We start from the raw sequence: 18,896 nt of genomic DNA, 5'->3' as shown, positions 1-18,896 counted from the left end.
GTCCGCCCCGCCCCGGCCACGGGGCGGGACGCGCGGCGGCCCGTCAGGCCAGGCCGTCCCACCCCCAGCGCGGGGTCGGACCCGGCTCGCCCAGATCCGTACCCGGCGCCGAGGCCGACACGTCCTTGGCGATCCGGGTGCCCCAGTCGAAGTACTCCACGACCCGGCGGCGCAGCAGTGCGTCGTCCGGCAGCTCCTTCTCCACCGCCGCCGTCATCAGCTCCATCCAGCGCAGGCGCTGCTCCTCGGTGATGGCGAGCCCGAGGTGGGCGCGGAGCAGCGCCTGGTGACCGCCGAGGCGTGCCGTGAAGTCCGCGGGCCCGGAGAAGACCTCCGCGAGCCAGACGGCGACGTGCTGCACGTGCGTGGGGGTGAAGTCGGCGAAGACCGGGGCGAGGACCGGGTCGGCGAGCACCGCCTCGTAGAAGGTGTCGGAGAGCCGGCGCAGGGCGTCGGCGCCGCCCACCGCCTCGTACAGGGACTTCTCTGGCTGGGCGGTCATCGTGCGCCTCCGTGATCCTCGGGTGCGGGTGCGCGCGGCGAGGCGCGCCGGGGCCGTCCGCCCCGGTGGGACGCGCCCCGGCCGGGGCGCTCCACGACCCAGGATTCACGCAACGGGGCTCCGCTCCAAGGATGTTCGCCCTCGGCGCGTTCTCCGCCGGCCGACGGCGGCCGCCGCTCCCGCGGGAGCCGCCGGCCGCCGCGCGCCCACCGGGACGCCCGCTCCCACGGCCGAGGGCCACCGGCAGCGGCTGCCGGTGGCCCTCGACGGAACGGGTCCGGGGATCAGGAGACCTTGAAGGCCGAGGCGATCCCGTTGCGCCACAGCTGGTCCACCCGGGAGCGTTCCTGGGAGTTGGGCTGGGCGTTGGTGCAGGACGTGCCCGGACCGCCGCCGGACATCAGCTCGCTGCACGGACCGCTGTAGTGGTCGGGCAGGCCGAGGACGTGACCGGTCTCGTGCGCGGTGACGCGGGTGGAGTTGTACTGCTGGTTCTGCCGGTAGTCGAGGAAGATGTAGCCGTTCCCGTGGCCGTCGGTGCTGGCGTACGAGCCGCGGGAGTCGTTGCCCTCGTAGTAGCGGAAGTCGGGGTTGCTGCCCTCGACCAGCCGCACGTTGACGACCGAGCTGTTCCATATCTGGGCGCTCCGCGAGATCTGCGTGCGGAACGACGGGGCGTTGGAGGCGCTGTACACGACGGTGACGGCGAGCGCGCCCGGGTTGGCGGCCCGCTTCTCGGCCACGGACTTCATGACGGCCTCGTAGAACGCCTTGTTCGCCTTCGCCTCCTGCTGCGAGCCGGCGTAGGCCGTGTAGCCGGACGACGGGGCGGCGGAGACGGCGGAGGCGGTGGGGGCGGCTCCGAGGGCGATGGCGAGTCCGAGGCCGAGGGTGGCGGCCAGGGTGGTCGAGAGGACCTTGGGGTGGGTCATGGGGGGCTCCTCCTGTGGGGTTGGGGAGAGTCTGGAGGGAGCCCGGGGGTCAGCGGATGATGGCAGCAGGGGATAGTCCGAACACATCACCGCCAGAAAAACGGATGCCCAACTCCCTTCGAATGGCGGGGAATTGATGTGACATGGGTGTCTGGTGCGACTCAGGGCGCCGTCCTACGCTCGACGTATGGACCTGGAGGTCAGACATCTGCGCGTACTCTGCGCCATCGCGGACACGGGCAGCCTGCACAAGGCGGCACGCCAGCTGGGCATGACCCAGCCCTCGGTGACGACGCAGCTGCGCCGGATCGAGAACGCCCTGGGTGCCGAACTGTTCTCGCGCGGCCGCACCGGCTGCCGGCCCACCCCGCTCGGCCGTGCGGTCCTCAGCAGGGCCCGGCCCCTGGTCGACCAGATGGCCGTGCTGATCACCGAGACCAGGGCCGCGGCGGCGGGCGGCGACGGCCCGCGCCTGCGGGTCGGTTCGACCGCGAGCCGGGCACTGCCGGGCTGGCTGCGCCGGCTCCGCCACAACCGGCCCGGCACCGACATCGCGCTCCACATGGACGTCTCCGCCAACGCCCTGCTGCGATCGGTCGCCGCCGGCCAGCTGGACGTGGCCTTCGTCCACGAGGTCGAGGGCTGCCCGCTCCGCGTCCCCCACGGCCTGCAGGAGCGGGTCCTGGTCGAGCGGGAGCCGCAGTTCATCTCCCTGGCCCGGGACCATCCGGCCGCGCGCCGGTCCGTCGTGGAGCTGGCCGAGCTCGCCGAGGACCGCTGGATGGTCGATCCGACCGTGGACGGCGAGTGGGACGGACTGCGGCGGGTCCTGGGCGAGGCCGGAATCGACCCCCCGCTGCTGCACGGGGACTACCACACGGCCGCCGCCCTGGTCGTGCTCGGCGAAGCGGTGACACCCTGTCAGCCCACCTCCGGCCCCCGCGAGGACATGGCGATCCGCCCCCTGCGGGACGACCCCCTGGGCGTGCGCCTGCTGCTGTACGCCCGGGCCGGGGCCCCGCTGGATCCGCTGTTCGCGGACCTCGCGGCGGCCTACCAGGAGGCCGCGCTGCGGGCGGCACCGTACCGCGAGTGGCTGCGGCGGCACGGGATGTCGGTGGGGCCGTGCATGATGACGGCATGACGGATCCCGTGGCCGAGGCCACCCTGACGGCACGAGGCCCCGCCCGGAACGTCCCGCCCGGCGCACGGCGACCGGCGCTGCGTTCCGGACACGGCCGGGAGGGCACCGGGAAGGCCGCCACACGGCTCCGGACCCCGGCGGCGGACACGGGCGCGGGAGCGACCCGTTGAGCGCCGCACACGTCCGCCACGCCCTTCCCGCCGATCTGGACCGGGTGGCCGGACTGGCGGCGGAGCACGCCGCGTACGAGAAGTCCGCGCCTCCGGCGCCGGGGCTCGCGGACCGGCTCGCGCGGCTGCTGTTCGGGCCCGAACCCGCCCGCCTGCGCTGCCTGGTGGCCGAACTCCCCGACGGGACCCTCGCGGGCTACGCGACCTGTTCCCCGGAACTCTCCACCTGGGACGCCGCCGAGTACCTCCACATGGACTGCCTCTACCTCTCGGCCGACCACCGCGGCCTGGGCCTCGGCCCGCTCTTCGTGGCCGCCCTGCGCGAGGAGGCCCGCACGCTCGGGCTGAGCGAGATCCAGTGGCAGACCCCGGTCTGGAACGAGGGCGCGATCCGCTTCTACGACCGCCTGGGCGCCGCCTCCAAGGAGAAGCTCCGCTACTTCCTCCCCGTCGGGGAGTCGCCGTGACCGCGTCCGGGGAGTCCCTGTCCGACGCCTCCGCGGCGACCGGCGGAGTGTGGCGGGTGAGGGACCGCGAGGGCACCCCGGTGGGCGGGATAACCGTCGAGGAGGCCGACTTCCCCTGGCTCTCCGGCACGTTCGCCCCCGGCCCCGGCTTCGCGGCGGTGAAGCACCTCTTCGCCCGCGAGATCGAGCTCCTCGGCCCGGTCATGGAGGAGGCCTCCGACGAGCAGGTCGACGCCTGGGAAGCGGCCTACGACGCCGTACGGGCCGCCGTGACGCTGGAGTCCCCGTCGGGCCCGGTGGCCGAGTTCCTGCTGCACGTCGACGGCGACCAGGCCTGGTTCCGCTGGAGCGACGAACCGTTCGAGGACTGACGGGCGCGGCTCCACCTGCCCGGGCCACCCGCCTCGGCGCAGAAAGAAGACCGCACCCGGGCCGTCGAGGCCGCCGTGTGCGGCGGCCTGCGGACCGGGTGCGGACAGGTGGGCGGTTCGACCCGCGTGGGTGCGGGTCGGACGGCCCGGCCGGAGGTCAGGCCTTCTTGGTCTCCCAGAAGATGCGGTCGACCTCGGCGATGAGCTCGAGAGCCTTCTCGCCCGTCTTCGGGTCCGTCGACGCCTTGGCGGCCGAGAGGGCCTTCAGGGTGTCGTTGATGAGCTGGTGCAGCTCGGGGTACTTCTCGAAGTGCGGGGGCTTGAAGTAGTCGCTCCACAGCACGGAGATGTGGTGCTTGGCGAGCTCCGCGCGCTGCTCCTTGATGACCGTGGCGCGGGCGCGGAAGTGCGCGTCCTCGTTGGCCTGGTACTTCTCCTGGACGGCCTTGACCGACTCGGCCTCGATCCGGGCCTGGGCCGGGTCGTAGACACCGCAGGGGAGGTCGCAGTGGGCGCTGACCTTCACCTTGGGGGCAAACAGGCGGGAGAGCATGCAGCTGTCCTTCCTCGTGATCGTCTTCTCAGGTGGGACATTACTCCGTGAGAAGCCTGATTTCGCGAGCGCCCCCTGGGGCTTAGGACAAAAGTCCAGGGTCACCATGGGACTCGTGGACGATCGGACCGGGAGGTACCGGATGGCAGAGTCGGGGCGGGAAGCGGGGCGCGGATCCGGCGCCCTGTTCGGCATCGCCGAGGTGACGGGGGTGTCCATGGTGCCCACGCTGCTGCACGGTGACCGGCTGCTGGTCCACTACGGGGCACGGGTGCGGCCGGGGGACGTCGCCGTGCTGCGTCATCCCCTGCAGCAGGACCTGCTCATCGTGAAGCGGCTCGTCGAGCGACAGGGCCCCGCCTGGTGGGTGCTCGGCGACAACCGGGACACCGAGGGCGACAGCCGGGTCTTCGGGGCGGTGCCCGCCGAGCTGGTGCTCGGGCGGGTGCGCCTGCGCTACCGCCCCGTCACGCCGGGGCGTCAGCGCTCGCCGGCCGTGCTGCTGTCCTGGCTCTTCTCGTCCGTCCGTCCGGTCGGGTCCCGCCGCTCGTCCGGCGCGGCGTCCTCGGTCCGCTCGGCCTCCAGGCGCTTGCGGGCCCGGTAGGCGGCCACGTTGGCGCGGGTCGCGCAGCGGTCCGAGCAGTAGCGGCGGGAGCGGTTGGTGGAGGTGTCCAGATAGGCGTTGCGGCAGGGCGGCGCCTGGCACAGGCCGAGCCGGTCGGCGCCGAACTCCGTGAGGTGGAAGGCGAGTCCCATCGCGGCGATCGCCGCGTAGCCCGCGGTCGCGTTCGAGGGGTGGTCGGCGAGATGCATGTGCCAGCGCGGGCGCCCCTCCTCGTCCAGGTAGTCGTGGCCGGAGATCTGCGGGCTGACCGGGAACTCCAGCAGCAGGGAGTTCAGCAGGTCCACGGCCTGGGTGTGTTCGCCCTCGTCTGCCGCGGTGAAGACGGCCCTCAGCCGGGCGCGTACCGAGCGGAAGCGCGTGATGTCGGCGTCGGTGGCCCGCCGGGCCATCTGGGACGCGGCGCCGAAGAGCTCGCGGATCACCTCGACCGAGGTCAGGGAGTCCTTGTTGCGGGCGGGCTCCTCCGTGTTGACCAGACGCACGGCGTAGTCAGAGTAATGGGCCAGTTCCACTTGTAGTCCTTACGCTGGCAGTCTAGGGTCGGGTCCGGGAGGGGTAACAGCTGTTTCCCCTCTAAGGGTATTACGACGAGGGCGAGGTACGGCGATGACGGACGCGGCGACCACCGGAACCGACTGGACGGCCTGGCAGCGGAGCTGGGACCGCCAGCAGGAGTGGTACATGCCGGACCGCGAGGACCGGTTCCGCGTGATGCTCGACATGGTCGAGGCCGTGGTGGGGCCGGAGCCCCGCGTCCTGGACCTGGCGTGCGGTACAGGGAGTATCACGGATCGGCTGCTCCGGAGGTTCCCGGGGGCGACGAGCGTCGGCGTCGACCTCGACCCCGCGCTGCTCGCCATCGCCGAGGGCTACTTCGCCGGCGACGAGCGCGTGACCTTCGTGACCGCCGACCTGAAGGACCCGCGCTGGATGGACGGTCTGCCGCACGACTCGTACGACGCCGTGCTCACCGCCACCGCCCTGCACTGGCTCCACACCGAGCCCCTCACCGCCCTCTACGGGCAGCTGGCCGGGCTGGTGCGCGACGGCGGGGTCTTCATGAACGCCGACCACATGATCGACGAGACCACCCCCCGCATCAACGCGGCCGAGCGCGCCCACCGCCACGCCGCCATGGACCGGGCCCGGACGGACGGGGCGCTGGACTGGGCGGACTGGTGGGCGGTGGCCGCCGCCGACCCCGTGCTCGCCGAGCCCACCGCCCGGCGCTTCGAGATCTACGGCGAGCACGCGGACGGCGACATGCCCTCGTCGCGCCGCCACGCCGAGATCCTGCGCGCGGCGGGCTTCGCCGAGGCCCGCCCGGTGTGGGCGTCGCCGTCGGACACGCTGGTCCTGGCGGTGAAGTAGCCCGACGCGGACGGAGGGGCGGTACGGGATGCCCGTACCGCCCCTCCGTGTCATGCCGTCGCGCGTCCTACAGCACCTTGGACAGGAACGCCTTCGTCCGGTCGTGCTGCGGGTTGCCCAGGACCTCACGCGGGTGGCCGGACTCGACCACGACGCCGCCGTCCATGAACACCAGCGAGTCGCCCACCTCGCGGGCGAAGCCCATCTCGTGGGTGACGACGACCATCGTCATGCCGGACTCCGCGAGGTCGCGCATGACGTCGAGGACGTCACCCACCAGCTCCGGGTCGAGCGCCGAGGTCGGCTCGTCGAAGAGCATCAGCTTCGGTTCCATCGCCAGAGCACGGGCGATGGCGACGCGCTGCTGCTGGCCGCCGGAGAGCTGCGAGGGGTAGTTCCCCGCCTTGTCGGCCAGGCCGACCCGGTCGAGCAGCCGCTCGGCGCGCTCGCGGGCCACGGCCTTGGACTCGCCCTTCACCTGGATCGGCGCCTCCATGACATTGGCCAGGGCCGTCATGTGCGGGAACAGGTTGAAGCGCTGGAAGACCATGCCGATGTCGCGGCGCTGGGCGGCGACCTCGCTGTCCTTCAGCTCGTAGAGCTTGTCGCCCTTCTGGCGGTAGCCCACCAGCTCGCCGTCGACGTACAGCCGGCCGGCGTTGATCTTCTCCAGGTGGTTGATGCACCGGAGGAAGGTCGACTTGCCGGAACCGGACGGGCCGATCAGGCAGAACACCTCGCCGTTGTTCACCTCGAGGTCGATGCCCTTGAGGATGTGCGCGGCGCCGTAGGACTTGTGGACGCCCTCGGCCTTCACCATGGCGGTCATCGGGTCACCGCCTCACGGTTGGAGAATCGGGAGAGGTTCGCCTTGATCTTCTGCCACGGGGTGGGCGGCAGGGAGCGCAGCGACCCGCGGGCGTAGTGCCTCTCCAGGTAGAACTGGCCGACGCTGAACACCGAGGTCAGGATCAGGTACCAGATCGAGGCGACGAAGAACATCTCCATCACCGCGAACGAGGTCGAGGCGATGTCCTGAGCGGCCCGCAGCAGGTCGGGGTACTGCACCGCCACGACCAGGGACGAGGTCTTCAGCATGTTGATGAACTCGTTGCCCGTCGGCGGGATGATCACCCGCATCGACTGGGGGAGCACGATGCGCCGCATCGTCTTCGCCTGGCTCATGCCCAGCGCGTGCGACGCCTCCGTCTGCCCCTCGTCGACCGACTGGATGCCGGCCCGGACGATCTCCGCCATGTACGCGCCCTCGTTGAGGCCGAGACCCAGGAGGGCGGCCAGGAAGGGGGTCATGACATCGGTCATCTCGTCCTTGTAGAACCCGATGTTGAAGATCGGGAAGATCAGGGCGAGGTTGAACCAGATCAGCAGCTGCACGTAGACCGGGGTGCCGCGGAAGACCCAGATGTAGAGCCAGGCGACGGTGCTCGTCACCGGGTTCTTGGACAGGCGCATGACGGCGAAGACCACGCCGAGCACCAGACCCAGCGCCATCGAGGCGACGCTGATCAGGATCGTGTTCCCCAGGCCTTCGAGGATGCTGGGGTCGAACAGCTTCTCGGGAACGGTCGCCCAGCGGACATCGCCCTGGGAGAACGCGACACCGAGCAGCACCAGCAGGGCCACCACGACGACGCCGGCGACCCAGCGACCGTAGTGGCGGACCGGAATGGCCTTGATGGCCTCCGGCGGGATCTCCGCCGGGGCGGGGGACGCCCCGGCGGGAACCTTGTCGACCTCGTCTTTGTCGAACTTGTCAGTCACAACGACTGCCCTTCAGTGGTGCGGGGAAGTCAGGAGCCGCCGTTGATCTTGGCCGCGGGGATGGCGCCGTCACCGGCGTTCCACTTCTCGAGGGCGGTCTTGTAGGAGCCGTCCTTGATGGCGGCGTCCAGGGCTTCCTTCAGCGCGTCACGGAGCTGGGTGTTCTTCTTGTCGACGGCGATGCCGAAGAGGCCGGCGTCGGTCTTGTTCGCGATGGCCTCGAAGTCGTTGCCGCCACCCGCGGTCTGCGCGATGTACGCGGCGACCGGGGAGTCGTTCAGGTCGGCGACGGCGCCGCCCGCCTTGACGCGGGTCTGGGCCTCGGCGTCGGTCGGGAAGGACTCGAAGGTGAGGGCGGGCTTGCCGTCCTTCTTGCACTTCTCGGCCTGGTCCTTGGCGGCCTGCTCGTACGTCGTGCCGCGCTGGACCGCGAGCTTCTTGCCGCACAGGTCGTCGAGCGACTTGATGTTCTCGGGGTTGCCCTTCTTCACCAGGATGCCGGTGGAGGCCGTGAAGTAGTCGACGAAGTCGACGCCCGTGCCGGTCTTCTGGCCCTTGTCGTCCAGGCCCTCCTGGCGGGCCTTCGTGTCCGTCATCGAGGACATGACGATGTCGGTGCGGCCGGTCGGCAGGGCCGTCAGCAGCGTGTCGAAGGTGCCGCTCTCGAACTGGAACTTCACGCCGAGCTGCTTGGAGAGCGCCGCGGCGATGTCGGGGTCGACACCGACGATCGTCGCACCCTGCTTGAACTCCATGGGGGCGTAGGTGGCGTCCGTGCCGACCTTGATGACGCCGGCCTTCTGGATGTCCTCGGGGAGCTTCGAGAAGAGCGGGGCCGTGGAGGCCGCGCCGGTCTTCGTACCGCCTTCGGGCGTCGAGCCGCCCTCGGTCTGGTCGCCGCAGGCGGTCAGCAGCATCGAGCCGGCGACCGCGATGGCGGCGACCGCGGCAAGACGGGAGGTGCGGGTCTTGGCGGCAGTCGTACAGCGCGTGGAGCGTGCGGTCATGGTCGAGTTCCTCCGGCGTGTGAGGGAGTTGCCATAGGTCGCGCACGCACCTTCGAGTGTCGCGACCTCGTGTGATTACGGCATCTTGCCATTCGGACCCCCTCAAACAGACGGCCCTTCATGTCAAAATCGGGTAACGGGTGACCCCCGGATCCCGGCGACCCGGTCCTGCGGGGCCGGACCTTCTTCAGGGATACCTCGGTTCGGCCGGAAATTCTCCGGCAGGTCTCGCCATTCGGACGACACGAACGACCCGATCCGGTGTACGGGTGAACTTGTCCGGAAATCCGGTGACGCGCCGTGTCTGCACAGGGTGCCCCTGCGTCCATATGAGTCGCATCACCGCGCCAGAATGGACTCGTCGGCGGTGCTGTTCGTCCGGTAAGAAGGATCCTTACACCCCTCATCCGGGGCTCAGGGCGCGTTGTGCGGCGCGCCCGCGCGGCTGCCCAACACGGCGGCCGCGGGTTCCGCCCACCCCTCCTTAACCCGGAGTGGCAACCCTCAAACGATGAAGACTTAAGGGGTCAACCCAATGGCAGCGGAGATCGTCAATCCTCGCAGCGAGAACGGTACGGACGGGGCTCCCGAGGAGCCCTTCGACCCGGCGTTCGCGCTCCATCGCGGCGGCAAGATGGCCATTTCGGCCACCGTGCCCCTGCGTGACAAGGACGACCTGTCCCTCGCGTACACGCCCGGCGTCGCCAAGGTGTGCACCGCGATCGCCGAGCAGCCCGAGCTGGTCCACGACTACACCTGGAAGTCCCAGGTCGTCGCGGTCGTGACCGACGGGACGGCCGTGCTCGGACTCGGGGACATCGGACCGGAAGCCTCTCTTCCGGTCATGGAGGGGAAGGCCATCCTCTTCAAGCAGTTCGGAGGCGTGGACGCGGTGCCGATCGCGCTCGCCACCACCGACACCGACGAGATCGTCGACACCGTCGTGCGGCTCGCGCCGTCCTTCGGCGGCGTCAACCTGGAGGACATCTCGGCGCCGCGGTGCTTCGAGATCGAGCGCAAGCTCCAGGAGCGCCTCGACATCCCGGTCTTCCACGACGACCAGCACGGCACGGCCGTGGTTACCCTCGCCGCTCTGCGCAACGCGGCGAAGCTGACCGGTCGCACCCTCGGCGACCTGCGCGGAGTCATCTCCGGCGCCGGCGCGGCCGGGGTCGCCATCGCGAAGTTCCTCCTGGAGGCCGGGCTCGGCGACGTGGCCGTCGCCGACCGCAAGGGCATCGTGAGCCGGGACCGCGACGACCTCACCCCGGTCAAGCGGGAGCTGGCCGAGATCACGAACAAGGCGGGCCTCAGCGGTTCGCTGGAGGTCGCCCTGGCCGGCGCGGACGTCTTCATCGGCGTCTCCGGCGGTACGGTCCCGGAGGCCGCGGTCGCCTCGATGGCGCCGAACGCCTTCGTCTTCGCCATGGCCAACCCGAACCCCGAGGTCCACCCCGACGTCGCGCACAAGTACGCGGCCGTCGTGGCGACCGGCCGTTCGGACTACCCGAACCAGATCAACAACGTCCTCGCGTTCCCCGGCATCTTCGCGGGCGCCCTCCAGGTCCGGGCCTCCCGGATCACCGAGGGCATGAAGATCGCCGCGGCCGACGCGATCGCGGGCGTGGTCGCGGACGAGCTCTCCGCCGACTGCGTGATCCCGTCGCCGTTCGACGAGCGCGTCGCCCCGGCCGTCGCGGCCGCGGTCGCCGCCGCCGCGCGCGCGGAGGGCGTCGCCCGCCGCTGACGCGGCCGGCGCACACCGTTTCACCCGGAAGGGCCCCGCCCCGGTTCACCAGAACCGGAGCGGGGCCCTTCCGCGTGGCCGGGGGGCGGGTGGGTGGCGGCCGAGGCCGGGGCCTCGGCAGGCACCGTGATGCGGCGCCGCGGGGCGGGCGGTGGAGGGACATGCGTCACACGGGTGCGTGGTTCCGCCACGCAAGCGCCGCCCCCTAGGGTCGGGGCCATGTTCGCTGCCTATGCCGCCCGAATCGACCGCGACCAGCCCCTGAACGGCCTCGAACTCGGCGAGCGCCCCGAGCCCGAGGTGCGTCCCGGCTGGACCACCGTCACCGTCAAGGCCGCCTCGCTGAACCACCACGACCTCTGGTCGCTGCGCGGGGTCGGCCTGCCCGAGGAGAGGCTGCCGATGATCCTCGGCTGTGACGCCGCGGGCATCGACGAGCACGGCAACGAGGTGGTCCTGCACTCCGTGATCGGACAGACCGGCCACGGCGTGGGACCGGACGAGCCCCGCTCCATCCTGACCGAGCGCTACCAGGGCACCTTCGCCGAGCGCGTCACCGTGCCCACCTGGAACGTGCTCCCCAAGCCCGCCGAGCTGTCCTTCGAGGAGGCCGCCTGCCTCCCCACGGCCTGGCTCACCGCCTACCGCATGATCTTCACCAACGCCGGTGTGCGGCCCGGTGACTCGATCCTCGTCCAGGGCGCGGGCGGCGGCGTCGCCACCGCCGCGATCGCCCTCGGCAAGGCCGCCGGCCTGCGGGTCTTCGCCACCAGCCGCGACGAGGCCAAGCGCAAGCGGGCCGTCGAGCTCGGCGCGCTGGAGGCGTACGAGCCGGGCGCGCGGCTCCCGCACCGGGTGGACGCGGTCATCGAGACCGTCGGCGCCGCCACCTGGTCGCACTCGGTCAAGTCCCTGCGCCCCGGCGGCACGCTCGTCATCTCGGGCGCGACCAGCGGCGACCGCCCCGCGCACGCCGAGCTGACCCGGATCTTCTTCCTGGAGCTGAAGGTCGTCGGCTCGACCATGGGCTCCAAGGACGAGCTGGAGGACCTGCTCTCCTTCTGCGCCGCCACGGGCCTGCGGCCGGTCATCGACGAGGTGCTGCCGCTGGACCGGGCCCGCGAGGGCTTCGAGAAGCTGGCCTCCGGGGACGTCTTCGGGAAGATCGTCCTGACGTCCTCCTGAGGGCGCGTCGGATCCGCTGAGGGGATCTCCTGCCCCACGCAGCCGGCGGCCCCGGGCGCCCGCGTGGCGGTCCTCGTCACGCGGGGCCGAGCCCGCCCGTCCGTGCCGGAGTGGCAGCCCCGGCACGGACGGCGTCGGGGGCCACCGGCGGTCGAGCCGGTGGCGGTCGGTGCGGCCGGTGCGGTCGGCCGGGCGCCGCCGCCGGGTCAGCCGGCCGGGCGCAGCAGGGCGGTGATGTGCGCCGCCGCGGTGGACAGCCGGCGGCGGGTCTCCGACAGCTGGGCCGCCGTGACGCCGTGGTCGCGCGCCGCGTCCCGGATGTCGTCGCGGAACCGGTCCAGGAGGCGGTCCAGGTCGCGCGCCGGGTCCCCGGTGGAGGCCGTGTCCTTCGCCCACTCTGGTTCCGGCGCGGCGGCCGGGTCCTGCTTCGCGAACGGGGGCCGGGACGCGGCGCCCCCGCCCATCAGGCCGCCGAGCTGTGCGCTGAGTTCGGACAGGCCCTCGCGGACGCCCGTGGGCCAGTCGCCGCGCGTGAAGTGGTCCTGGACCTGCTCCTGGACCTGCTTGGCGATCCGCTGGAACTCGCGCGCCTCGCGGCGGGCCGACTGGGCCTCCGCGCGTGCCTGGCGGGTCTGCTCCCGCCATTCCTGCTTCGCGCGGCGCAGCTCCTCCTTGACGTCGGTGAAGGAGGAGTCCCGGGTCCGGCTCTCGCTCGCGGCCGCGCGCATCTCGCTGCGCAGCTTGCCCGCGGCCCCGCGCACGTCGTCGCGGATCTCCGCCGCCAGCTCGGAGACCGAATCGCGGATCTCCAGCTCCAGGTCGGCCAGTTCGCCCTCGCGCCCGGCCAGCTCCGCGCGACCCGCGTCGGTGATCGAGTAGACCTTGCGCCCGCCCTCGGTGGCGTGCGTGACCAGTCCCTCGGCCTCCAGCTTGGCCAGCCGCGGGTAGACGGTGCCCGCCGACGGCGCGTAGAGCCCCTGGAAGCGCTCCTCCAGGAGCCTGATCACCTCGTAGCCGTGGCGCGGGGCCTCGTCGAGGAGCTTGAGCAGGTAGAGGCGCAGGCGGCCGTGGGCGAAGACGGGCGGCATGTCAGAGCACCTTTCCGGATGCGGAGGGGGCGGTGTCGGCGTCGTCGGCGGGTTCGGGGCGGCGCAGCAGGGCGATCGATCCGGAGACCGTGGTCGCCTTGAGCGTGCCGCGGCCCTCGCCGAGCGTGCCGGTGATGCTCTTGGCCCCCCACTGTCCGCCGACCCGCAGGTCGTCGAAGGCGTTGGAGACGGAGCCGCTGGTCGTGTTCGCCTCGACCCGGGCGTCCGTCGGGTGCGGCAGGCGGATGGCGACCTCGCCGGAGACGCTGGTGAGCCTGATGTCGGCGGGCGGTGCCTCCGGGTCCGCGGCGTCGAGGTCGATGACCATGTCCCCGCTGACGGTGTCGGCCTTCACCGAGCCGCCGGCGCCCTCGATCACCGTCACGTCGCCGGTCACGGAGTTGACCCGCAGGGCGCCGGTGACGGACTGGGCCTCCAGGTCGCCGGCGACGCTCTCCACGCGGACCGGGCCGGAGAGCCCGACGAGCGTGGTGTCACCCGTGACGCCGCGGACGTCCGTGCGTCCCCTGATGCCGGAGATCACCGCGCCGGCGCCGACCACGCCCACCTCGACGTCCGTCCCCGCCGGGACGGCCACCGACACGACGGCCGCGCGGCGGTGACCCTTGCGGTCGAACCACTTGAGGAAGCCCTTCCAGTGCAGGTCCTCGTAGCTGACGGTCAGGGTCGACCCCTCCTGGGTCACGATCAGCGGCGGGCCCTCGATGGAGGAGATCTCCAGGCGGGCGGAACCCTCGTCGGTGCCCACGACGTTCACCGTGCCGTTGACGATGCGCACCCGGAGCCGCGCGACGGGATCGGTCAGCGTGAGTTTCCTCGGCTCGGCCACGGACCACTCTGTCATCGTGCTGACCTCCCGTTTCGACGACGCAACATATCGCGTCTCCCGGTAAAGACGATATATCGCGGTGCGGGGAAGTCAACCCCCGCCGGGAGGGCGCGCGCCGGCCGCATTCACGCACCTATGCGGACAAATTGGCCTAGCGTATGGCCCATGAACGCGACCTCCGGATCCAGCCCCGTCGGCGCGCTGCTGCTCTGCCGCGCCGAGCCGGCGGCGGTCCGCCCGCCGGCACAGCTGCTGCGCGAGGAGCTCCTCCTCGTTCCGGCGGGGGAGGACTGGAGCGTCCTCGTCCCGGAGGGGAAGCCCTGGCTGCACGGCGGCGAACCCGTCGACCGCGTCGTCACCGGCTGGGCCACCGCGCTGGCCGTCTCGGCCGCGACCTGGCCCGTCCTCGCGCTCTGGTGGGACGCGGACCGGGCGGGCTTCACCCTGGCCGCCGGGTTCCGCCGCACCGTCGGCTACACCTGGCTCGCGGACGGCACCCCGGTCGGCGAGGACGAGGCCATGCGCACCTTCGCGGCCCGTCTCGCCCTCGACCCCGTGCTGGACGTGCAGGCCCTGGAACCCCTGACCGAGACCGACCGCGACACCGACGCCCACGCCCGGCTCGTCGGCCTCGTCGCGGTCCTCGCCCGGATCGGCCTCGACCTGCCGACCGGAGTGGTTCCGGGGGACAGTGCCGACCGGCTTCGCTCGGTGGCCCTGGCCCAGGGCGCCGAACAGCTCGAATGGTCCGGCTGGCGCGACGCCGTACGGGCCGAGCTCGACGCCGTGGAGGGCAGCCGGGTCGGCCCGTTCCTGCGCGGGCCCAGGGCCCGGATGCTGTCCGCGCTCCAGCTCGGCGCGGGGGCGCCGATGCTCGCCTGGGGGATCCGCCGCCACAGCGGCGGCTGGGTGACCGCGGGCGCGATCCTGGTCGCACGCGGAGCGCTGGGGCTCGCGTACGACCGGCTGCGGCCGGGCAGACTCTGACCGGCTCCCGCCGGCGGCGAGGCGGACACCCCGCCCGTCTCCGCGGTGCTACTCGTCCTCGTCCTCGTCGTCCAGCCGGGCGAGCCAGGTGGCGAGTCGCTCCACCGGCACCTCGAAGTCGGGATTGAGGTCGACGAACGTCCGCAGCTGCTCGGCGAGCCACTCGAAGGAGACCTCCTCCTCGCCGCGCCGCTTCTCCAGTTCCTCGATGCCACGGTCCGTGAAGTACATGCGATCAGGATAGGCCGTGGCCTCCGCGTCCCCTCGCGCTCGCCCCGGGCAGGGACTAGCCTGCTTCATCATCGTTTCGGGGAGCGGGGGGCCGCTGTGACGTACGGGATCGCTCGGATACGACTGGACGACGGCACACCCGTCTGGGCCCGCGTCCGCGACGCGGAGGAGCTGGGCCGCGGCGGCGGCTTCCAGGACACCGGCATCGGGGACCGGGTCGTCTCGATGGCCGGCGGACTCACCGACGTGGTGCGCGGGGTCGTCGGCTCGCTGCGGGCCGGACTCGACCCGCAGGCACCGGTCGAGGTGTCCGTCAGCTTCGGCATCGAACTGTCCGCGCAGGCGGGCAAGGTGATCGGCGTCCTCGCGGACGGCGGCGGCAAGGCATCCGTCTCGGTCTCGCTGACCTGGACCGAGCCGGGTCCCGTCGCCCCCGCGGGCGCCGGCCCGGCCGCGGCCGGCGCGACGATCCCGGCCCAGGTCGCGCCCGGCCCGGCGCCCGACACCGTCCCGCCCCACCGTCCGGCGGCCGACGGATCGGTATGAGCGCCCTCGACGCGCTCGTGCGCCCCGCGCTCGTGCGCATCGCCGCGCCCGGAGACGGGTATGACCCGCACGGCGACCGGTACTGGGGCACGGGATTCTTCATCGCCCCGGGCTGGGTGCTGACCTGCGCCCACGTCGTGGCCAAGGGGGGGAGCGCGGTGTGGAGACACGAGCGGGCCGTGGGCCTCACCTGGCAGGGCAGGGCGGCCACCGGCGAGGTGGTGCTGGCGAAGCCGCGCCCCGAGCGGCCCGAACAGGAGCTCGGCCACTGGGACTTCCCCGACCTGGCGCTCGTCCGCGTCCCCGAGGCCACCGACGTCTCCTGCGTACGGCTCAGCGAACGGCCGCCCGTCATCACCCGGCCGGTCCCGGTCAGCCTGCACGGCTGGTCCCGGCAGACCGGCCGGGTCGGCATCCGCCAGGCCGTCGGCGAGGCGCACGCCGTCGACGGCGGGGCGCTCCTGCTGCGCTGGACCCTGCCCGTCGAGGGCCTGTCCGGCGGGCCGGTGGTCGACCTCGCGCGCGGCGCCGTCATCGGCCTCAACAAGGGCCGCGGCTCCGACGAGGGCGCCGCCGTCCCGATCACCGCGCTGCGCGAGCTGCACGACGCGCCCGGCGGCGCGATCCTCCACGAGGTCATGCGCGACCACGACCGCCACCACCTCGGCCGCTACCGCTCGCTCGCCGGGCACCCGGACTGGACCCGGGCGCAGATCCGGCTCCGGCCGCCCACCACCCAGGGCGTCGGACCGGGCCGCCGCGTCCACCTGTACGGGCGGCTCGCCGAACTGCCGCCCCCCGCCGGGCCGGGCGAGGTCATGCACCTCGTCGACGAGGTCAAACGACGGGTCCTGCACGACGACTTCCAGTCCGTCCTCGAAGCCGACCCGCGCACCTGGCGGGAAGGCGTCGGACTCCTCCACGAACTGCGCGACCCGGTGCAGGAGGCGATCCAGGACCTCGGCCTCAACGCGGTCTTCCTCTACGCCACGCTGGTCGCCCGGCACGTCACCGACCTGCACGGCGACAGCCCCGCCGTGGAGAGCCTGGTCCGCTGGATCGAGAACGAGGCCGTCGAGGCGCACCCCGCCATCCAGCAGGAGATCGCCCAGCTGCTCACCCCCGACCAGCCCGCGGCCGCCCCCGTCGCCGTACGGGAGACCGGGGCCCGCGCCGACGTCCTGGTGGAGATCGACACCCCGCACTACGGCACGCGCTTCCCGTGGCGCATCAAGCTCCTCTTCGACGGGCGCACGGTCAGCCCCCTGCACCACGACGACCACGGCGTGGAGCGCGAGAGGCTGGAGGAGACCCTGCGCGGGCCGCTCGCCGACGCGCTGAGCCACGGCGACAGCGGCGAGCACCTGGCGGCCGTCGAGGCGGTGCTGCCGCTCGACCTGTTCGACCTGGCCATCGACGGATGGCGGCTCACGCCCGACGACGGACTCCTCGGCGCGTACGCGCTCACCCTGGGCCAGCAGCGGACGGTCGTCGTCCGCCACGCCGGCCGCCGGACCGCACCCCCGTCGCACGAGTGGCTCAAGCGCTGGCGGGCCGCCGAGCACGGCCCCCTGCGGGCGATCCCGCTGCGCGCCGAGGTGCCGGCCGCCGGGGCCGAGGCGCACGCCCCGCACGTGCGCCGGGAGACCCCGCGGCAGGCGTTCGCCCGGCTCCTCGACGCCGACGAGGGGGCCGTGCCGGTCTTCTGCGGCCGGGTCGGCGTCGGCGAGGGCAAACGGGCCATGGCCGCGGCGCTCGCCGCCGGCCACCCGCTCGCCCTCTGGCGGACCGGACCGCACCCGGACGGCGACTGCGCCGACTTCCACGAACAGGCGGGCCTGCTGCTCGCCGCGGCCGGGCGCGCCGACGGGCTGCACCGGCCGGTCCGCACCCTGCGGATCAGGGCCGGCGACGAGGAGGCCGACCCCGGGGAGCGGTCCGCCGACGCCTGGGCCGAGCACCTGGCCGTCCTCGTCGACCCGCCCGACCGCCCACCGCACGCCCCACCGCTCCAGGGTCCCGACATGCTCGGCGAGGAGGCCGCCCCTTGACCGGACGGACCACGCGGCGGACCCTCCACGCACCCGCGGCACGGCCGGCACCCGGACCGGGCGCCACGCCCCCGCGCGCCACGAACCGGTGGCCGGCCGCCGTCCCTCCCGGGCCGCACGCCCCCGTCTCCGCAGCCGCACCACGCCTCGCACCGACGGCACGAAACCGCCGAACTCCCGGACGACCGGACCGATTCGAGGGCCGCGCGACCCGCCCGGGACGTACGGTCGACAGGGCGGGCCACCCCACCACAGCCAGGAGGAGTCCATCGTGAACGATTGGCGCATCTACCGTGGTGCCGGCCACCCGCACGACGAGATCAGACGGCTGCCTCCGCCACCCCCCTGGCGCGACTTCTCGACCGGCGGCGCCGATGACACCCTGGCCGGCTCCGACCGGCGGCTCGGGGTGCGCCGCCGGCTCGTCCAGAACCACCACCCCCGCCCCGCCGAGACCGACGCCGTCAACGCCGCCCTCTACCTGCGCCGCCCGCTGCTCGTCACCGGCAACCCCGGAACCGGGAAGTCCACCCTCGCCCACGCCGTCGCCCACGAACTGGGCCTGGGCCGCGTCCTGCGCTGGCCGATCGTCAGCCGCTCCACCCTCCAGGACGGGCTCTACCGCTACGACGCCATCGGCCGCCTCCAGGACGTCCAGCTGGAGCGCGCCCAGACCGGCGCCCCCGGCTCGACCGCCGCCGCCCCCGCCGGCATCGGCTCGTACATCCGCCTCGGTCCGCTCGGCACCGCGCTGCTCCCCTCCGACCAGCCGCGGGTGCTGCTCATCGACGAGCTCGACAAGAGCGACCTCGACCTGCCCAACGACCTGCTGAACGCCCTGGAGGAGGGCGAGTTCGCGATCCCGGAGCTGGAGCGCCTCGCCGACCGCGAACCGGTGGTCGAGGTGCTCACCGACGACGGCCGCAAGGTCCCGGTGCAGGGCGGCCGGATCCGGTGTTCCACCTTCCCCTTCATCGTGCTCACCTCCAATGGCGAACGCGACTTCCCCGCCGCCCTGTTGCGCCGCTGCATCCGGCTCGAACTGGAGCCGCCGGGCGAGGAGCAGCTCCGCGCCATGATCGAGGCGCACCTCGGCGCCGACGCCGCGGCCGGCGAACAGACCCTCGTCAGCCGCTTCCTGAACCGCGAGCCCGGCGAGGTCATCGCCACCGACCAGCTCCTCAACGCCATCTACCTGACCCAGCACGCCCCCCGCGCCGAGCGGGTGACCAGGGAACGCATCGCGGACATGCTCATGCAGCCGCTCGATCAGCCGAGGTGATGGCC

General features: G+C 72.7%; 21 protein-coding genes and 1 pseudogene. 12 read left to right on the top strand and 10 right to left on the bottom strand.

The window, feature by feature from the left end; translation table 11 throughout:
- Positions 1–43: 43 nt before the first annotated feature.
- Positions 44–502, bottom strand: coding sequence for a group II truncated hemoglobin (locus ACE1OA_RS11790; protein WP_356608201.1), 459 nt, complete (start codon positions 500–502; stop codon positions 44–46).
- Positions 503–786: 284 nt separating this feature from the next.
- The gene (snpA, locus tag ACE1OA_RS11785) at positions 787–1,434 is read right to left on the bottom strand and encodes a snapalysin (RefSeq protein WP_356608203.1); all 648 of its coding nucleotides are present in this window, start codon (positions 1,432–1,434) and stop codon (positions 787–789) included.
- A 187-nt stretch (positions 1,435–1,621) separates the two neighbouring features.
- Between snpA and ACE1OA_RS11780 the strand changes: the two genes are divergently transcribed.
- From ACE1OA_RS11780 to ACE1OA_RS11765, 4 genes are read left to right on the top strand one after another with little or no spacing between them, the layout of a single operon-like run.
- On the top strand, positions 1,622–2,578 hold the full coding sequence (locus tag ACE1OA_RS11780) for a LysR substrate-binding domain-containing protein (protein WP_384875259.1): 957 nt from the start codon (positions 1,622–1,624) through the stop codon (positions 2,576–2,578).
- Entirely contained in the window at positions 2,575–2,748 is a 174-nt protein-coding gene (locus tag ACE1OA_RS11775) for a hypothetical protein (protein ID WP_432752753.1), read from the top strand. The genes ACE1OA_RS11780 and ACE1OA_RS11775 overlap by 4 nt, the downstream gene beginning before the upstream one ends.
- Positions 2,745–3,215 (top strand): GNAT family N-acetyltransferase, encoded by a 471-nt coding sequence (locus ACE1OA_RS11770; protein WP_356778813.1) that lies wholly within the window; start codon positions 2,745–2,747, stop codon positions 3,213–3,215. Before ACE1OA_RS11775 ends, ACE1OA_RS11770 begins: the two co-directional genes overlap by 4 nt.
- Positions 3,212–3,586 carry a hypothetical protein gene (locus tag ACE1OA_RS11765; RefSeq protein WP_356608209.1) on the top strand — a complete coding sequence of 125 codons (375 nt, stop codon included), beginning with the start codon at positions 3,212–3,214 and terminating at the stop codon, positions 3,584–3,586. Before ACE1OA_RS11770 ends, ACE1OA_RS11765 begins: the two co-directional genes overlap by 4 nt.
- Before the next feature lie 157 nt (positions 3,587–3,743).
- Here the strand turns inward: ACE1OA_RS11765 and sodN are convergent, their stop codons facing one another.
- Positions 3,744–4,139: a superoxide dismutase, Ni gene (gene sodN / locus ACE1OA_RS11760; RefSeq protein WP_137993403.1), complete on the bottom strand. Its 396-nt coding sequence runs from the start codon at positions 4,137–4,139 to the stop codon at positions 3,744–3,746.
- On the opposite strand from sodN, the pseudogene sodX reads away from it, so the two are divergent.
- A pseudogene (gene sodX, locus ACE1OA_RS11755) lies at positions 4,138–4,587 on the top strand (nickel-type superoxide dismutase maturation protease); the annotation flags it as partial. The gene sodN and the pseudogene sodX overlap by 2 nt on opposite strands.
- A 32-nt stretch (positions 4,588–4,619) precedes the next feature.
- Here sodX and ACE1OA_RS11750 read toward each other — a convergent pair.
- On the bottom strand, positions 4,620–5,276 hold the full coding sequence (locus ACE1OA_RS11750; RefSeq protein ID WP_356608211.1) for a CGNR zinc finger domain-containing protein: 657 nt from the start codon (positions 5,274–5,276) through the stop codon (positions 4,620–4,622).
- Positions 5,277–5,370: 94 nt separating this feature from the next.
- Here ACE1OA_RS11750 and ACE1OA_RS11745 point away from each other — a divergent pair, with 94 nt between their 5' ends.
- The gene (locus ACE1OA_RS11745; protein WP_432752752.1) at positions 5,371–6,135 is read left to right on the top strand and encodes a class I SAM-dependent methyltransferase; all 765 of its coding nucleotides are present in this window, start codon (positions 5,371–5,373) and stop codon (positions 6,133–6,135) included.
- A 67-nt stretch (positions 6,136–6,202) separates the two neighbouring features.
- On the opposite strand, the gene ACE1OA_RS11740 is transcribed toward ACE1OA_RS11745, so the two are convergent.
- Genes ACE1OA_RS11740 through ACE1OA_RS11730 form a run of 3 tightly spaced genes read right to left on the bottom strand, consistent with a single transcriptional unit; the run spans position 6,203 to position 8,924 of the window.
- The gene (locus tag ACE1OA_RS11740; RefSeq protein ID WP_356608215.1) at positions 6,203–6,964 is read right to left on the bottom strand and encodes an amino acid ABC transporter ATP-binding protein; all 762 of its coding nucleotides are present in this window, start codon (positions 6,962–6,964) and stop codon (positions 6,203–6,205) included.
- On the bottom strand, positions 6,961–7,917 hold the full coding sequence (locus ACE1OA_RS11735) for an amino acid ABC transporter permease (RefSeq protein WP_384875270.1): 957 nt from the start codon (positions 7,915–7,917) through the stop codon (positions 6,961–6,963). The genes ACE1OA_RS11740 and ACE1OA_RS11735 overlap by 4 nt, the downstream gene beginning before the upstream one ends.
- Before the next feature lie 29 nt (positions 7,918–7,946).
- A complete protein-coding gene (locus ACE1OA_RS11730; protein WP_356608217.1) occupies positions 7,947–8,924 on the bottom strand; it encodes an ABC transporter substrate-binding protein in 978 nt (325 codons plus the stop codon).
- Positions 8,925–9,459: 535 nt separating this feature from the next.
- Between ACE1OA_RS11730 and ACE1OA_RS11725 the strand changes: the two genes are divergently transcribed.
- Complete coding sequence (locus ACE1OA_RS11725) at positions 9,460–10,671, top strand: NAD(P)-dependent malic enzyme (protein ID WP_147981185.1); 1,212 nt, start codon at positions 9,460–9,462, stop codon at positions 10,669–10,671.
- A 219-nt stretch (positions 10,672–10,890) separates the two neighbouring features.
- Entirely contained in the window at positions 10,891–11,856 is a 966-nt protein-coding gene (locus tag ACE1OA_RS11720) for a zinc-binding dehydrogenase (protein ID WP_356608219.1), read from the top strand.
- 206 nt (positions 11,857–12,062) lie between these two features.
- Here ACE1OA_RS11720 and ACE1OA_RS11715 read toward each other — a convergent pair whose 3' ends face one another.
- Positions 12,063–12,944 carry a PadR family transcriptional regulator gene (locus ACE1OA_RS11715; protein ID WP_356608221.1) on the bottom strand — a complete coding sequence of 294 codons (882 nt, stop codon included), beginning with the start codon at positions 12,942–12,944 and terminating at the stop codon, positions 12,063–12,065.
- A gap of 1 nt (position 12,945) precedes the next feature.
- On the bottom strand, positions 12,946–13,809 hold the full coding sequence (locus tag ACE1OA_RS11710) for a DUF4097 family beta strand repeat-containing protein (protein WP_356608223.1): 864 nt from the start codon (positions 13,807–13,809) through the stop codon (positions 12,946–12,948).
- Between the two features lie 150 nt (positions 13,810–13,959).
- Between ACE1OA_RS11710 and ACE1OA_RS11705 the strand changes: the two genes are divergently transcribed.
- Positions 13,960–14,781: a hypothetical protein gene (locus ACE1OA_RS11705; RefSeq protein WP_384875071.1), complete on the top strand. Its 822-nt coding sequence runs from the start codon at positions 13,960–13,962 to the stop codon at positions 14,779–14,781.
- Between the two features lie 48 nt (positions 14,782–14,829).
- Here ACE1OA_RS11705 and ACE1OA_RS11700 read toward each other — a convergent pair whose 3' ends face one another.
- A complete protein-coding gene (locus tag ACE1OA_RS11700; protein ID WP_037695221.1) occupies positions 14,830–15,012 on the bottom strand; it encodes a DUF6104 family protein in 183 nt (60 codons plus the stop codon).
- 96 nt (positions 15,013–15,108) lie between these two features.
- On the opposite strand from ACE1OA_RS11700, the gene ACE1OA_RS11695 reads away from it, so the two are divergent.
- From ACE1OA_RS11695 to ACE1OA_RS11685, 3 genes are all read left to right on the top strand, one after another.
- The gene (locus ACE1OA_RS11695) at positions 15,109–15,558 is read left to right on the top strand and encodes a CU044_2847 family protein (protein ID WP_356778807.1); all 450 of its coding nucleotides are present in this window, start codon (positions 15,109–15,111) and stop codon (positions 15,556–15,558) included.
- A complete protein-coding gene (locus tag ACE1OA_RS11690; protein ID WP_432752751.1) occupies positions 15,555–17,609 on the top strand; it encodes a trypsin-like peptidase domain-containing protein in 2,055 nt (684 codons plus the stop codon). Before ACE1OA_RS11695 ends, ACE1OA_RS11690 begins: the two co-directional genes overlap by 4 nt.
- A 271-nt stretch (positions 17,610–17,880) precedes the next feature.
- Positions 17,881–18,891, top strand: coding sequence for an AAA family ATPase (locus ACE1OA_RS11685; protein ID WP_356608232.1), 1,011 nt, complete (start codon positions 17,881–17,883; stop codon positions 18,889–18,891).
- Positions 18,892–18,896: the final 5 nt, after the last annotated feature.

Source organism: Streptomyces sp. JL2001 (genome assembly GCF_050917515.1).
Lineage (GTDB): Bacteria > Actinomycetota > Actinomycetes > Streptomycetales > Streptomycetaceae > Streptomyces.
This window is presented reverse-complemented; position numbering and strand designations above follow the sequence as displayed.